Origin of the sequence: Streptomyces sp. NP160, assembly GCF_006335115.1 — a bacterium.
Lineage (GTDB): Bacteria > Actinomycetota > Actinomycetes > Actinomycetales > Quadrisphaeraceae > Quadrisphaera.
In genome coordinates this window covers 80664-93294 of the sequence record NZ_VDMJ01000028.1, presented here as the reverse complement: position 1 = coordinate 93294, position 12631 = coordinate 80664, and the positions used below count along the sequence as shown (strand labels likewise).

15 protein-coding genes are annotated in these 12631 nt (G+C 75.2%); 6 read left to right on the top strand and 9 right to left on the bottom strand.

Annotated features, from left to right (window positions below; genetic code table 11):
• The first annotated feature begins 165 nt into the window (after positions 1-165).
• Together FHN55_RS15255 and FHN55_RS15250 are read left to right on the top strand one after the other, a co-directional pair.
• Entirely contained in the window at positions 166-1578 is a 1413-nt protein-coding gene (locus FHN55_RS15255) for a D-arabinono-1,4-lactone oxidase (RefSeq protein WP_139713173.1), read from the top strand.
• On the top strand, positions 1575-2429 hold the full coding sequence (locus tag FHN55_RS15250) for a glycosyltransferase family 8 protein (RefSeq protein ID WP_139713172.1): 855 nt from the start codon (positions 1575-1577) through the stop codon (positions 2427-2429). The genes FHN55_RS15255 and FHN55_RS15250 overlap by 4 nt, the downstream gene beginning before the upstream one ends.
• Before the next feature lie 94 nt (positions 2430-2523).
• On the opposite strand, the gene FHN55_RS15245 is transcribed toward FHN55_RS15250, so the two are convergent.
• From FHN55_RS15245 to FHN55_RS15215, 7 genes are all read right to left on the bottom strand, one after another.
• Entirely contained in the window at positions 2524-2832 is a 309-nt protein-coding gene (locus FHN55_RS15245) for a DUF427 domain-containing protein (protein ID WP_139713171.1), read from the bottom strand.
• Positions 2833-3016: 184 nt separating this feature from the next.
• Positions 3017-3559 carry a hypothetical protein gene (locus FHN55_RS15240; RefSeq protein ID WP_139713170.1) on the bottom strand — a complete coding sequence of 181 codons (543 nt, stop codon included), beginning with the start codon at positions 3557-3559 and terminating at the stop codon, positions 3017-3019.
• A gap of 70 nt (positions 3560-3629) precedes the next feature.
• Entirely contained in the window at positions 3630-4691 is a 1062-nt protein-coding gene (locus tag FHN55_RS15235; RefSeq protein WP_218974700.1) for a TrkA family potassium uptake protein, read from the bottom strand.
• Between the two features lie 5 nt (positions 4692-4696).
• A complete protein-coding gene (locus tag FHN55_RS15230) occupies positions 4697-5209 on the bottom strand; it encodes a hypothetical protein (protein WP_139713169.1) in 513 nt (170 codons plus the stop codon).
• 19 nt (positions 5210-5228) lie between these two features.
• Positions 5229-5849: an imidazoleglycerol-phosphate dehydratase HisB gene (hisB, locus tag FHN55_RS15225; protein ID WP_139713168.1), complete on the bottom strand. Its 621-nt coding sequence runs from the start codon at positions 5847-5849 to the stop codon at positions 5229-5231.
• Positions 5846-7039 (bottom strand): histidinol-phosphate transaminase, encoded by a 1194-nt coding sequence (locus FHN55_RS15220; protein WP_139713203.1) that lies wholly within the window; start codon positions 7037-7039, stop codon positions 5846-5848. The genes hisB and FHN55_RS15220 overlap by 4 nt, the downstream gene beginning before the upstream one ends.
• A 74-nt stretch (positions 7040-7113) precedes the next feature.
• The gene (locus FHN55_RS15215; RefSeq protein WP_257571031.1) at positions 7114-8001 is read right to left on the bottom strand and encodes a DUF2127 domain-containing protein; all 888 of its coding nucleotides are present in this window, start codon (positions 7999-8001) and stop codon (positions 7114-7116) included.
• Between the two features lie 181 nt (positions 8002-8182).
• On the opposite strand from FHN55_RS15215, the gene FHN55_RS15210 reads away from it, so the two are divergent.
• Positions 8183-9043: a DUF3626 domain-containing protein gene (locus FHN55_RS15210; protein WP_139713167.1), complete on the top strand. Its 861-nt coding sequence runs from the start codon at positions 8183-8185 to the stop codon at positions 9041-9043.
• A gap of 131 nt (positions 9044-9174) precedes the next feature.
• Here FHN55_RS15210 and FHN55_RS15205 read toward each other — a convergent pair whose 3' ends face one another.
• Together FHN55_RS15205 and FHN55_RS15200 are read right to left on the bottom strand one after the other, a co-directional pair.
• Entirely contained in the window at positions 9175-9789 is a 615-nt protein-coding gene (locus tag FHN55_RS15205) for a helix-turn-helix domain-containing protein (RefSeq protein ID WP_139713166.1), read from the bottom strand.
• Positions 9782-10498: a carbon-nitrogen hydrolase family protein gene (locus tag FHN55_RS15200; RefSeq protein WP_218974707.1), complete on the bottom strand. Its 717-nt coding sequence runs from the start codon at positions 10496-10498 to the stop codon at positions 9782-9784. Before FHN55_RS15200 ends, FHN55_RS15205 begins: the two co-directional genes overlap by 8 nt.
• Before the next feature lie 82 nt (positions 10499-10580).
• On the opposite strand from FHN55_RS15200, the gene FHN55_RS15195 reads away from it, so the two are divergent.
• The 3 genes from FHN55_RS15195 to FHN55_RS15185 are packed head-to-tail and all read left to right on the top strand — an operon-like array spanning position 10581 to position 12624.
• A complete protein-coding gene (locus FHN55_RS15195) occupies positions 10581-11606 on the top strand; it encodes an FAD-dependent oxidoreductase (protein ID WP_139713164.1) in 1026 nt (341 codons plus the stop codon).
• Positions 11603-12322, top strand: a complete 720-nt coding sequence (locus tag FHN55_RS15190; RefSeq protein ID WP_218974699.1) for a class I SAM-dependent methyltransferase — start codon at positions 11603-11605, stop codon at positions 12320-12322. Before FHN55_RS15195 ends, FHN55_RS15190 begins: the two co-directional genes overlap by 4 nt.
• On the top strand, positions 12319-12624 hold the full coding sequence (locus FHN55_RS15185; protein WP_139713163.1) for a YciI family protein: 306 nt from the start codon (positions 12319-12321) through the stop codon (positions 12622-12624). Before FHN55_RS15190 ends, FHN55_RS15185 begins: the two co-directional genes overlap by 4 nt.
• The last annotated feature ends 7 nt before the right edge of the window (positions 12625-12631 follow it).

Below are 12631 nucleotides of genomic sequence, written 5' to 3'. Positions count from 1 at the left end.
TCACACGTCCAGGCTAGGCGCTGTCGCGGTGTGACCCAGACCACTTGCGTACGGTCGGCGAACAGGCCCTGGCGCGGTTAGCGTCATCGCGCACCCGCTCCTGCCCGCGCAGGACGACCCGCCACACGGGCGAGGTCGGTGGATCGCGCGAAGAGAGGTCAAGCCATGGCTCCTGAGCGTCCGTACCCCCGCCGTGACGTCTCCGAGGACGACGCCGGCCGACTGTGGAACTGGGCCCGCAACTCCACCCTGGCCGACGCGTCGGCCCTGGTGACGGCCAGTTCCGAGCTGGAGGTCCGCTCCCTGCTCGCCTCCCGCCCCGGCCGCGTGCGGCTCGTGGGCAGCCGCATGTCCGCCGGCCGGATGCTGGCCCCCGGCGGCTCGTCGGGGGCCGAGGTCCTCCTCGACGTCCGCGGCCACCGCGGCCTGCTCGCCCACGGCGAGGACTGGGCCACGTTCGCCGGCGGCACCGTGCTGCAGGACGTCTACGACGCCCTCGCACGCCTGGGCCGCATGCTGCCCTCCTCCCCCGGCGTCATCGCCGAGCAGACCCTCGCCGGCGCCCTGGCCACGGGCACCCACGGCCAGGGGCTGCAGCAGAGCTCCATCGGCGACGCGCTGCTCTCGCTGCGGCTGGTCATGGCCGACGGCACGGTGGAGGAGTTCGGCGCCGACCACCCGTGGTTCGGCGCGCTGCAGGTGGGGCTGGGCACCCTCGGCGTGGTCACCGCGGTGACCCTGCGCACCGTGCCCGTGGCCGTGTACTCGTGCGTCAAGGGCGCCACCGGCGCCGAGACCCTCGAGAGCGACCTGCTCGTGTGGAACCGCGGCCACGAGATGGCCAAGGCGTGGTGGTTCCCCGACGACGACCAGGTGCACGTCTGGACCGCGCAGCGCGCCTCCACCGACGAGGTGGCGGCGTGGGAGGCCGGCGGGCGGCAGCTGGTGGAGCGCACCGAGACCAGCGACGCCATGAACCGCGCGGTCGACGCCGCGCTGGCCCACATGCGCGCCGACACCCGCATCCTCGACGCGCAGGGCAAGCCCTTCCGCACCGTGACCCGGTTCAAGGACTTCTCCGACGTGACCGGGGACGTCTACCAGGTCTTCATGCGCGGCATCGCGACCCCGCAGATCAACGTGGAGATCGGGGTGCCGCTGGACCGCGCGCCCGCCGTCGTGGAGAAGATCCGCGCCTGGCACGCGGAGACCAGCCCGCACCTGCACTACCCGATCATCCTGCGCGCCACGGGCCCGTCGCGGGCCTGGCTGAGCCCGTCCGAGGGCGGCGACACGCTGTACTTCGGCTTCGTCGTCTACTACGCCGAGGACGGCTCGCTGAGCGCCGACGGCGTCGACTTCCTCGTGGAGGTCGAGAAGCTGCTCGCCGCGGAGGGCGGGCGCCCGCACTGGGGCAAGTACTTCGACGACGCGCTCTACGACTGGCCCGCGCTGTACCCGCGCTGGGAGGAGTTCGCCGCCGTGCGCGAGGCGCTCGACCCGGAGCGCGTGTTCGGCAACGGCTTCACCGACCGGCTCTTCCCGGCCGCCGCGAGCCGGTCGGAGGTGGCTGCGTGAAGGCGTGGGCGACGCTGCTGACGCAGCCGAGCTACCTCGTGGGCGTCCGGGCGCTGCACGCCTCCCTGCGGCGGTCCGGGTCACAGCACCCCCTCGTGGTGATGGTCACCGACGACGTCGACGACGACGCCCGCAAGGCGCTCGCCGACGACGGCGCCCTGGTGCGCGAGCTGCCGCGCGTGGGACCCGACGAGTCGCTGGAGGCGCACTACGCCAACGCCCGGTTCGCCGAGGTGTGGACCAAGCTCGGCGCGTGGGGGCTCACCGAGTTCTCGCGCCTGGTGGTGCTGGACGCCGACATGCTGGTGGTGCAGCCGATGGACGAGCTGTTCTCCCTGGAACTGCCCGCCGGCGGCATCGCCGCGTGCCACGCGTGCCGGTGCAACCCCAACCGCATCGCCAGCTACCCGGCGAGCTGGGTGCCTGAGAACTGCTTCTACACCCACTGCCGCGGCCGCGACCACGTGCGCGAGCCCGGTGTGGAGGAGTACTTCAACGGCGGGTTCCTCGTCATCGAGCCCGACGAGGCGGTGCACGCGGCAATGCTGGCGCAGCTGCGCGGGCTGGCCGACCTGTCGGCGTACCAGTTCGCCGAGCAGGACTTCCTCAACGAGTTCTTCGACGGGCGCTGGCAGCCCCTGCCGTACGTCTACAACGCGCTGAAGACGCTGCCGCACCAGCACCCGCGGGTGTGGGACGCCTCCGAGGTGAAGAACATCCACTACATCATCGACAAGCCCTGGGAGCGCCGGCCGGAGCCGGGCTCGAAGTACGCCGAGCTCCACCGGCTCTGGTGGGACCTCGCCGACGCCACCCCGGCGCTGCAGGGCTCGCTCCCCCCGTCGTCCTGACCCCCTCCTCCCTTCTCGCACTTTCCGCGGAAAGTGCGAGAAGGGGGCGGCTGGTGGCGCACTTCCCGCGGAAAGTGCGGACGGGAGGGGTGGGTCAGCTGGTGACCTGCAGCTGGGCCCTGTCGAAGGCCAGGTAGCCGGAGTAGTCGGTGCCGACCCGGTCGAAGGAGCTCGGGTAGGGCTCGGGGTAGCTCCACGCGCCGTCTGCGGCGGTCGCACCACCCGGGGCGGTGACGTTCCAGTACTGCGCCACGCCCTTCCACGGGCAGGTGTACGGCGTGGGGCTCTTCTCGAGGGCCCCCTCCACCACGCTGCTCGGCGGGAAGTAGGCGTTGCCCTCGATGCGCACGATCGCGTCGTCGTCGGCCTCGGCCACCACGACGCCGTCCAGCAGTGCCTTCACGTGTCCTCCTCGGTTCCAGGCGGTCCACCGGGCCGTCCCTCGGGCCAACGCCCGGCGAAGCGGCGGCAGTCCCGCGGGGGGCCTGAGCTCCGGTGGCCAGGCCCAGATCCGCTTCCCGCGCAGGACCCGGGCTCCAGGCTCCCCACCGGACGCGAGGCTCCCCACCCCGGCGGCGAGCCGCGGATCAGCGCGTGATGCGGCGCAGGACGTCGACGACGAAGTCGACGGCCACCCCGTACGCCAGGTGCGAGCCGCCCTCCCAGACCCACCACGCCTTCGGCAGCTGCGAGGCCGGGGCCTGCACGCCGAGCGCGGGCAGCGTCGAGCCGTGGAAAGCCGCGAACAGCGCCGCCGCGCCCACCGTCCCGCCACCGGCGCGCGCCAGCGGGACCCGCCGGGTCAGCACGGAGTAGAAGACCGGGTAGCCGTACGCGAGGGCGCGGTGGAACCACTGCGCGCCGGCCTCGACCTCGTCGTCGTCGAGGGCGTCGGCGGCGGCCTGGTCCTTCCGGGCCGCGACGAGCTTGCGGTACAGCAGCGAGGGCGGCATGCGGTCCCCGTGGCCCTGCGGGTCAGCGCCGTCGAGCTCCTTCTGGCCCGGCTCGGGCGGCAGCTTGCGCTCGCCCCACTCCTGCAGCGACGACTCGGCGGCGGCCTTCACCTTCCCCCCCACCCACCCCGCTGCGAGGCCGAGGGCGACGTCGGTCAGGAGCTTCGAGGAGGCCACCCGCTACGAGTACTGCACCGGCGATCACCCCGCACCCCCAACCGCGGCCGGGCGGCGAGGACGGGGCGCGTCAGCGGAGGGGCTGCGGGTCGTCGCGGGAGGCGACGTAGAGGATCCGGTCGTCGGGCTGCAGCGAGCCGATCGAGGGGTCGCTGTAGCGCAGCATCCGACCGCCGCGCCACACGCCGACCACGGGCACCCCGCAGGCGTGCGGCGGCCTCCCCACCTCCGACGCCTCGACGACGCGCTCGTCGAGGTCCAGCCCGGAGCCGAAGGAGAGCATGTCCTCGACCACGCTGACGGCGTCCGGGCTGTCGGTGGCCAGGCCCAGGAGGCGCCCGGCGGTCTCGGAGGAGACCACCACCGAGGCCGCGCCGCTCTCGCGCAGCAGCTCGGCGGTGGCCGCCTCCCGCGACGACGCCAGCACCGTGACGTGCGGCGCCACCCGGCGCAGCGTGAGCGCGGCGAGCACGGCGGTGTCGTCGCGGTCGAGGGCGATGATCGCCGTCCTCGCGCGCTCCACCTGCGCCTCGAGGAGCACGGACTTGTGCGTGGCCGACCCGATGACCACCGCGTAGCCGTCGGCGCTGGCGCGGGAGGCGGCGGCGTGGTCGGCCTCGACCACGACGATCCGAGCTGCGGGGTGGTCGCGCAGCCGCAGCGCCCGGACCGCGTTGCGGCCCTTGGTGCCGTAGCCGAGGACGACGACGTGGTCGCGCATGCGGGCCTTCCAGCGATGGACGCGGATCTCGGTGCGGGAGCGCTCGGTGAGCGCGGACAGCGTGGTGCCGACCAGGATGATCACGAACATCAGCCGCATCGGCGTCACCACGAGCGCGTTGATGAGCCGCGCCTGCTCGGTGACGGGCGTGATGTCGCCGTAGCCGGTGGTCGAGAGCGTGACGGTCGTGTAGTAGAGCGCGTCGATGACGGAGACGTGCCCGTCGGCGTTGTCGGTGTACTGGTCGGACTCGAGCAGCACCAGACCCCAGTTGACCAGCAGCAGGAGCAGCGCCAGCCCCAGCCGCAGGGCGATCGACGTCAGCGGCGTGCGGCGCGGGGTGAGCCGCGGCAGCCTCAGCCCCTGGCGGCCCCCTCCCGCCGACGCGCCGGCGCCCGCCCTGTCAGCCACGCCGCTCAGCCACGGCCGCGCCGCGCCTTGAACATCCCCCGGACCGCCGTCCAGCGGCTGCGCCCGACGCTCGTGGCCGCACCGGAGACGTCGGCGGCCTCCAGGCTCCCCAGCAGCAGCCGCAGCACGTCACCGGGCCACGTCGCCAGCAGCAGCCCGGCGGGCCGGCCGTCGGGGGCCTGCTGCCCGCCGCGCCACGTCTGCGCGGTGACCTGGCCCTCCTGCCCCTGCTCCCCCTCGGTGAGGAGCAGGACGACGTCGAGGCCGCGCAGCATGCGGCTGAGGCGCTCCGCGGCGTCGACCCCGGCCAGGCCGGGCAGCACGCCCTCGCGGGCCGCCGGCACCGCCACGACGCCCGCCCCGGACACCGGCGCGCAGACCGCGGCCACGCCGCTCATGGCGCACAGGTCCGCCGCGCGGTCGGCGTCGAGCACGGGCAGCACGAGCACCGCTCGGCGCGCGCCCTCGGAGGGGTCGAAGAACTCCCCGCCGCCCGCGCCGGGGAACTCGTACTTCACGCGGGACCCACGGGGGTGCTCACAGCGCGCCCTTGGTGGAGGGCACGCCGTCCACGCGCGGGTCGAGCGCCACGGCGGCGCGCAGCGCCCGGGCGAGCGCCTTGTACTGCGCCTCGGCCACGTGGTGCGGGTCGCGGCCGGCGAGCAGCCGCACGTGCAGGCACACGTGGGCGTGCAGCGCGATCGACTCGAAGACGTGCCGGGTGAGGCTGCCGGCGTAGGGCACGCCGGCGCCCCCGCCGCCGATGAGCACGTGCTCGTAGCCGTCCGGCTCTCCGGTGTGGACGACGAAGGGCCGACCGGAGACGTCGACGACGGCCTGCGCCAGCGCCTCGTCGAGCGGCACCAGCGCGTCACCGAACCGGGCGATGCCGCGCTTGTCGCCCAGGGCCTGGCGCAGCGCCTGCCCGAGCACGATGGCGGTGTCCTCCACCACGTGGTGGGCGTCGATGTGGGTGTCACCGGTGGCCTGCACGCGCAGGTCGATGAGGGAGTGCTTGCCGAGCGCGGTGAGCATGTGGTCGTAGAAGGCCACGCCCGTGCTGATCTCGGTGCGGCCCGTCCCGTCCAGGTCGAGCTCGAGCACGATGCTCGACTCGCTGGTGGTCCGCTCGATGCGCGCCGTGCGCTGCCCGCTCATGCCCGTCCCTCGTCGTCGCCGTCGTCCTGCTGGTCTTCTGGGTGGGCCGCCACCTCGGCCTGCGCGACCACCTCGGCCAGCGCTGCGAGCACGGCGTCGGTCTCCGCCTCCGTGCCCGCGGTGATGCGCAGGTGGCCGGGGATGCCGACGTCGCGCACGAGCACGCCGTGCGCGAGCAGCGCCTTCCACGCGGCGGGGGCGTCGTCGAAGCCGCCCACCAGCACGAAGTTGGCGTCGCTGGGCAAGGCGCGCAGGCCCAGGGTCGGCATCGCGGCGACCAGCCGGTCTCGCTGGGCCTTGGTGTCCTCGACGGTGGCCAGCAGCGCGTCGGCGTGGGCCAGCGCGGCGGTCGCGGCGGCCTGCGTGAGCGAGGACAGGTGGTACGGCAGGCGCACGAGGCGCAGCGCGTCGACCACGGCCGGGTCGGCGGCGAGGTAGCCGACCCGCGTGCCGGCGAAGGCGAACGCCTTGCTCATGGTGCGCGTCACCACGAGGCGCGGGCGGCCGGGCAGCAGGGTGATGGCGCTGGGCGTGCCCCCCGCGTGCAGCGGCCGGGCGAACTCGGCGTAGGCCTCGTCGACGATGACGATGCCGCGGGTGGCCTCGTAGGCCGCCTCGACGACGTCGAGCGGCAGCGCCGTGCCGGTGGGGTTGTTCGGGCTCGTCAGGAACACGACGTCGGCCCCGCTGCCCGACCCGGCGGCGCGGACCTGCTCGGCGACCGCGAACGGGTCGAGGGAGAACCCGTCACCGCGCTTGCCGTCCACCCAGGCGGTGCCGGAGGTCTGCGTGATGATCGGGTGCATCGAGTACGACGGCGTGAAGCCGACGGCCGTGCGCCCCGGGCCGCCGAAGGCCTGCAGCAGCTGCTGCAGCACCTCGTTGGAGCCGTTGGCGGCCCACACGTTGCCGCGCGTCAGGGGCACGCCGTGGGAGGCGGGCTGGGTGCGCAGGAACGCGGCCAGGGCGTCGCGGAGGTCGTCGGCCTCGCGGTCGGGGTAGCGGTTGAGGTGGGGCACCTGCGCGGCGAGGGCGGCGACCACTGCGTCGACCACCTCGGGCGGCACGTCGTGGCTGTTCTCGTTGGTGTTGAGCCGCACGGAGACCTCGAGCTGGGGCGCGCCGTACGGCGCGTGGCCGCGCAGGTCGTCGCGGAGCGGGAGGTCGTCGAGGGTGGTGTCCGAGACCAGGCTGCGCGCGGGTGCGCCGGCCGGGCCGGAGGTGCTGGGGCTCACAGGCGCCCAGGGTAGTGATCCTGCGCGGATCAGGCCGGTCGCCCGGCGGACGGCGGCGCGGTGCGCTCCAGGGCCGACCAGCCGGAGTCGGCCTCGCGCTCGGCGGCCTCCGCCTTCCCCCCGCCGCGCAGGCCGAACAGGCGCTTGGCGAGGAGCAGGTACACGACGACGGCGAGGTTCAGGGCGAACAGCGCCACGCCCGTGGCCGAGACGCCGCTCATGAGGTCTGCGACCTCGGGGACCATGAGGATGCTCGTCGCGACGAAGGTCAGGTACTCGGCCCACCGCCGGCCCAGCCAGAGGCCGACGGCCTCGGTGGCCTCCAGCGCGGCGTACGCGGCCAGCCCCACGCCGATGAAGAGCAGGTGGTCGGACGGGGTGGAGAACCAGCCGGAGACCTTAGCGAGGAAGCCGTGGGTGGTGTCGATGACCACGCCGTGCTGCTGGACGAAGTCCAGACCCCACGTCCACCATCGGTCGAGGGTGGCCCGCTGGCCGGAGAAGACGAGCACGGCGGCGGCGAGGACCCCCAGCCCCAGCACGTGCACCACGCGGTCGAGCGCGATGAGGCGCAGCACGTACCTGTCGCGCAGCACTCGCCCGCGCAGCGGCAGCTCGATCTGCTCGCGGGGCGGCAGGTGCTCGCGGGAGGCCTCGCCGGCGGTGGGGGCGGGCGCGGCCAGCCAGGCGTCGCAGCGCAGGCAGCGGTGCCACCGGAAGCCGTCGGCGTCCTCCCGGACCACCAGGGCGTCGGCCGGGCGGACCTCGGCGACGTCACGACCCACCACGTGGTGGCCGTGCAGGGAGCAGTCGAGGAGGTCCCAGCTGACGCGCGGGAACCGGTGCTTGCGCGGACGGTCGCTGCGCCGGTCGAGCTGCGGAGCGGGCTGCCCGGCGGCCTGCTGCACGGTGGTCACAGGTGACGGTAGTACCCGTGATCACTGGGAGGCACCTGGATGCTCCAGGCACACTTCCTGTGCCCTACCTGTCGTGGTCACGGGTCTCCGAGGCACTCTCCCACCGTGGTCATGGACTTCCCGAGCAGGCGGCGCCGGGTCCGTCGGCAGCGTCGGCCTGGCACTGCGGCATCGTGAGCGGATGCAGGCGTGGCAGCGGGCGGTCGCCCACGTCGCCGCGCGCGTGGCGGCCGCCGGAGGCGGGCCGCCGCTGCCCGCGGACACCGCCGTCGTCGTCCACCTCCACCCCGACCGGGTGGTCGCGGCCACCGGCCTGCCGGTGCTCGCCCAGCTGGCGCGCGACGGGCGCTACCGCTCCCAGTTCGAGACCGGGACGAGCGCCGGCGGGCTGACCGCGCACCCCGGCGGTGACCGCTGGCGCTGGGAGTCGGAGCTGTTCGGCGGCGCGTACGACCACGCCCCGGCGGCCCAGCGGCCGGTCTACGGCGCCCTCTCACCGGCGCCGCGCTTCGGCTCGTGCCACCTGCGGCTGCGGCCGGACGTGCTCGACCGGGTCACGCTGGCCTTCCCCGACAGCGCCCACGGCCCGGAGGCGCTCGGGACGGCGGCGGCGGCCCCCGCAGTGCCCGCGGCGCGTGAGACCGGGAGGTTCGACGCGCTCGACGACTACGTCGAGGCCCACGTGCACGGGCAGCTGCTGGTGGAGCGGGACGTCGAGGCGGTGGTCCTGGACCCCTGCTTCCGCGACTCGCCCGTGCACACCGCCGCTGAGGAGATCAGGACGACGGCGGGCGCCGCGCTGGAGTGGACCGCCGGCTGCGCCCTCGACGTCGCCGAGCTGGCGAGGCGGCCGGAGTGCGTCTCCTACCGCGGCGCGCAGGTGGTGCGGGTGGCGCAGGAGCTGGCGGCGGCGCTCACGGCCGACGGGGTGCTCGACGCGGAGGTCGTCGGGCGCGCGGTGGCGGTGGGCCGGTGGGACGCCCAGCGCCTCAATCAGGTGTGGCACTGCGTCGCCCGGTTCGGGTCTCCACCCGTCGCGTGACGCCTGGGTCCCGGCGCTGCCAGGTCTCGCCGCACCGTCAGGTCCTGGAGGCCGGACCGGGCCTCGTGGACCTGACGGTGCGGCTCGACCTGACCCTGCGAGACCGTGGGAGGACGACCGCGGTGCCCGGCTCAGACCACGGGGTCGCGGCGGGTACGGGCCCTCACGTGCATCCGCTCCCCCTGGGGGCCGAAGAGGCTGAGCAGCTCGGCCGGTCCCGGCCCGGGGTTGTGGAACCAGTGCGGCGTGCGGGTGTCGAACTCCGCCACCTCGCCCTCGCGGAGCACGAGGTCGTGCTCGCCCAGCACCAGGCGGACCCTCCCGGCCAGCACGTAGAACCACTCCCAGCCCTCGTGCACCTTCAGGCCGTCGGCCTCGGGCGTCCGGTCCGGCTCGGCCGCCATGACGATCTTCCACGCCTGCAGCCCGCCCGGCTGGCGCGTCAGCGGCACCACCGTCCGGCCCTGCGCCCGCTGCGGGCGCAGGTGCACCCGCGGGTCGCCGGTGGCGGGGGCGCCGACCAGCTCGTCGAGCGCCACCCGGTGCGCCTGGGCCAGCGGCAGCAGCAGCTCCAGCGTCGGACGGCGCTGCCCGGACTCCAGCCGGCTCAGCGTGCTCACCGAGATGCCCGTGGCCTCCGACAGCTGCGCCAGCGTCGCACCGCGCTGCTGGCGCAGGGCCTTCAGCCGCGGGCCGACGGCGTCCAGCACGCCGTCGAGACCGCCTGACGAGCCGGCGTCAGCCACGCCGGGGCTCCAGGTCGACGACGACGACCTCGCCCGGCTCCGCGCCGGCCGCCGCGAGCACCTCGCCGTCGGCGTCGTGCACCGCCGAGCCGCCGGCCGTCTGCGGGAACCCGTGCCGCGGCCCCACCGGGCCGGCGGCGCTCGCCACGGCCACCGGCGCTGCGCAGGCGAGCGCGTTGGTCACGGCGCGCGAGCGGATGACCGGCAGCGCCGCCGGCTCGTCGACCACGCCCGCCGCGTACAGGTCGACGCCCAGCGCCGCGGTGCCCGCGGTGTGCTCGGCGATGCCGGTGTCGCGGCACACGGCGAGCCCCACGCGCCACCCGTCGACGTCCACCACCGTCGGCCCGGGACCCGCGGTGAAGTGGTCGACCTCCTCCCCGTACAGGTGCACCTTGCGGTAGACGACCCGCGGACCGGTCCCGTCCACGGCGACGACGCCGAGCGCGCGCCGCCCGTCCTCCTCCACGGGGGCGCCGACCAGCGCCGTCGTCCCGTGCTCGGCGCACGCGGCGACCAGCGGGTCCCACGCCGGGTCGTCGAGGGCGACGGCGGGCGCGTCCAGCACGTAGCCGGTCAGCGACAGCTCCGGGAAGACCACCAGCCGGGCGTCCGCGCGCCGGACCGCGTCCGCGTGCGCCGCCGCGGTGGCGAGCAGGTCTCCGTGGACGACGGCGGGTTGGGCGGCAGCGACGCGCAGGGGTGCCATCACCGCGCCAGGATGCTCCTCCGCTTGCCGTTCCAGCAAGGTCGCTTGTCGATCCGGCACCTACGCGCGCAGGCTCTCCGGCATGAGCGCTGCAGCACTGGACGAGCAGTACGACGTGGTCGTGGTGGGCGGTGGCGCCGCCGGGCTGGCGGGCGCCGTGGCGCTGGCGCGCATGCGGCGGTCGGTGCTGGTGGTGGACGCCGGCCAGCCGCGCAACGCTCCCGCCGACGGCGTCCACAACCTGCTCGGACGCGAGGGCACGCTTCCGCGCGAGCTCGTCGCCGCGGGCCGCGCGGAGCTCGCCGGCTTCGGCGGCACCGTCGTCGAGGGCCGGGTGGCGTCGCTGGAGCGCAGCAGCGGCGAGGGCGAGCCGCTGCGCTTCGCCGTCGTCCTCGAGGACGGCAGGACGACGACGGCGCGCCGGCTGCTCCTGGCCCACAGCGGCACCGACGTCCTGCCGCCGGTGCCGGGGCTCGCGGACCTGTGGGGCTCGCGCGTGCTGCACTGCCCGTTCTGCCACGGGTGGGAGGTGCGCGGCCGTGCGGTCGCGGTGCTGTCGACCGGCCCGATGACGGCGCACGCCGCGACGCTGTGGCGCAACGTCAGCGACCGCGTGGTGGTCCTGTCGCACACCGGACCGGACGTCGACGCCGCGCAGCGAGGGCAGCTGGAGGCGGCCGGCGTGGAGTTCGTCGACGGCGAGGTGGCGGCCGTCGAGCCGCTCGCCGGTGAGCGGCAGGGCGACGGTGGCGGCGTGCGCGTGGAGCTCGCCTCCGGCGCCGCACTGGAGGTGGCGTTCGTGGTGGCCGCGTCGCAGGTGCGCATCGACACGGCGTTGACGCACGCCCTGGGCGTGGAGGTCACCGACGTGGAGGTGATGGGGTCCGTCGCAGCGACGGGCGCCGTGGTGGTGGACCCGGTGGGGGCCACGAGCGTCGCCGGCGTGTGGGCGGCGGGGAACGCCGCCGCACCCATGGCCACGGTGCCCGCGGTGGCGGCGGCCGGGATGCAGGCGGGTGCGGCGATGACGATGGACCTGGCGCACGAGGACCTGGCCGCCGCCGCGGCGGCCGTACGCGACGTCGAGCTGGCCGGAGCTGCACGATGAGCGAGCACACCCACGAGCACGGGCACGGGCACGGGCACGGCGGCCCGCGGCGCGAGATGCCGCCGATCCCCGACTCCGCCGCCGGGCTGCCCGCCTGGTGGGAGGAGCTGTACAGCGGCACCGGCACCCGGTGGAGCGGGAACGCGAACGCCCGGCTCGTCGAGGCCGTGGCGGCGCTCGAGGCCCGCGGTGCGACGCCCGGGCGGGCGCTCGACCTGGGCTGCGGCGAGGGCGGCGACGTCGTCTGGCTCGCGGAGCGCGGCTGGTCGGTGACCGGGGTGGACGTCGCGCACGCCGCGGTGACGAAGGCGCGCAGCGCGGCGGCGGCACGGGGCGTCGACGTCGTCCTGGAGCGGCACGACCTCACGCAGACGTTCCCCGACGGTGAGTTCGAGCTGGTGAACGCCCAGTTCCTCCAGGCGCCCGTGGGCTGGCCGCGGCCGGAGGTGCTGCGGCGTGCGGCCGCCGCGGTGGCTCCCGGAGGGCACCTGCTCGTGGTGGACCACGCCGAGCCGCCGCCCTGGGCCGACCTCGACGCGCAGGCGCGGATCGGCTTCCCCACGCCGCAGCAGGTGCTGGCGGACCTGGCGCTCGGCCGGGAGTGGGAGGTGCTGCGGGCCGAGGTCGCAGAACGCCCCGCTGCCGGGCCGGCCGGGTCGACACCCGAGCACGGCCACCTCGCCGACAGCGTGGTGCTGGCCCACCGACGGGCGTGAGCAAGACTGCTGCCATGGCCGTCTTCGTGGTGACGTACTCGTACACAGCCGACGCGGAGCACCGCAGCGCAGTGCGCCCGGTCCACCGGGAGTGGCTCGGCACGCTGCCGAACCTGCTCGTGTCCGGCCCGACCGACGCCGACGGCGCCGTGCTCGTCTTCGAGGGGGCGTCCGCCGCCGAGGTCGACGCGACCGTCGACCAGGACCCGTTCGTCACCGACGGCAGCATCGTCGCCGAGCGCCGCACGGTCGGCTGGACCGTGGTGGGCGGCAGCCTGAAGGACGCGTTCCCCACCGCCTGACCCGCAC

What these genes read in the sequence shown, in the direction of transcription:
- FHN55_RS15195 (WP_139713164.1), top strand. Translation starts at nt 10,581, where the DNA reads ATGAGCGCTGCAGCACTGGACGAGCAGTACGACGTGGTCGTGGTGGGC.
- FHN55_RS15190 (WP_218974699.1), top strand. Translation starts at nt 11,603, where the DNA reads ATGAGCGAGCACACCCACGAGCACGGGCACGGGCACGGGCACGGCGGC.
- FHN55_RS15210 (WP_139713167.1), top strand. Translation starts at nt 8,183, where the DNA reads ATGCAGGCGTGGCAGCGGGCGGTCGCCCACGTCGCCGCGCGCGTGGCG.
- FHN55_RS15200 (WP_218974707.1), bottom strand. Translation starts at nt 10,498, where the DNA reads ATGGCACCCCTGCGCGTCGCTGCCGCCCAACCCGCCGTCGTCCACGGA.
- FHN55_RS15255 (WP_139713173.1), top strand. Translation starts at nt 166, where the DNA reads ATGGCTCCTGAGCGTCCGTACCCCCGCCGTGACGTCTCCGAGGACGAC.
- hisB (WP_139713168.1), bottom strand. Translation starts at nt 5,849, where the DNA reads ATGAGCGGGCAGCGCACGGCGCGCATCGAGCGGACCACCAGCGAGTCG.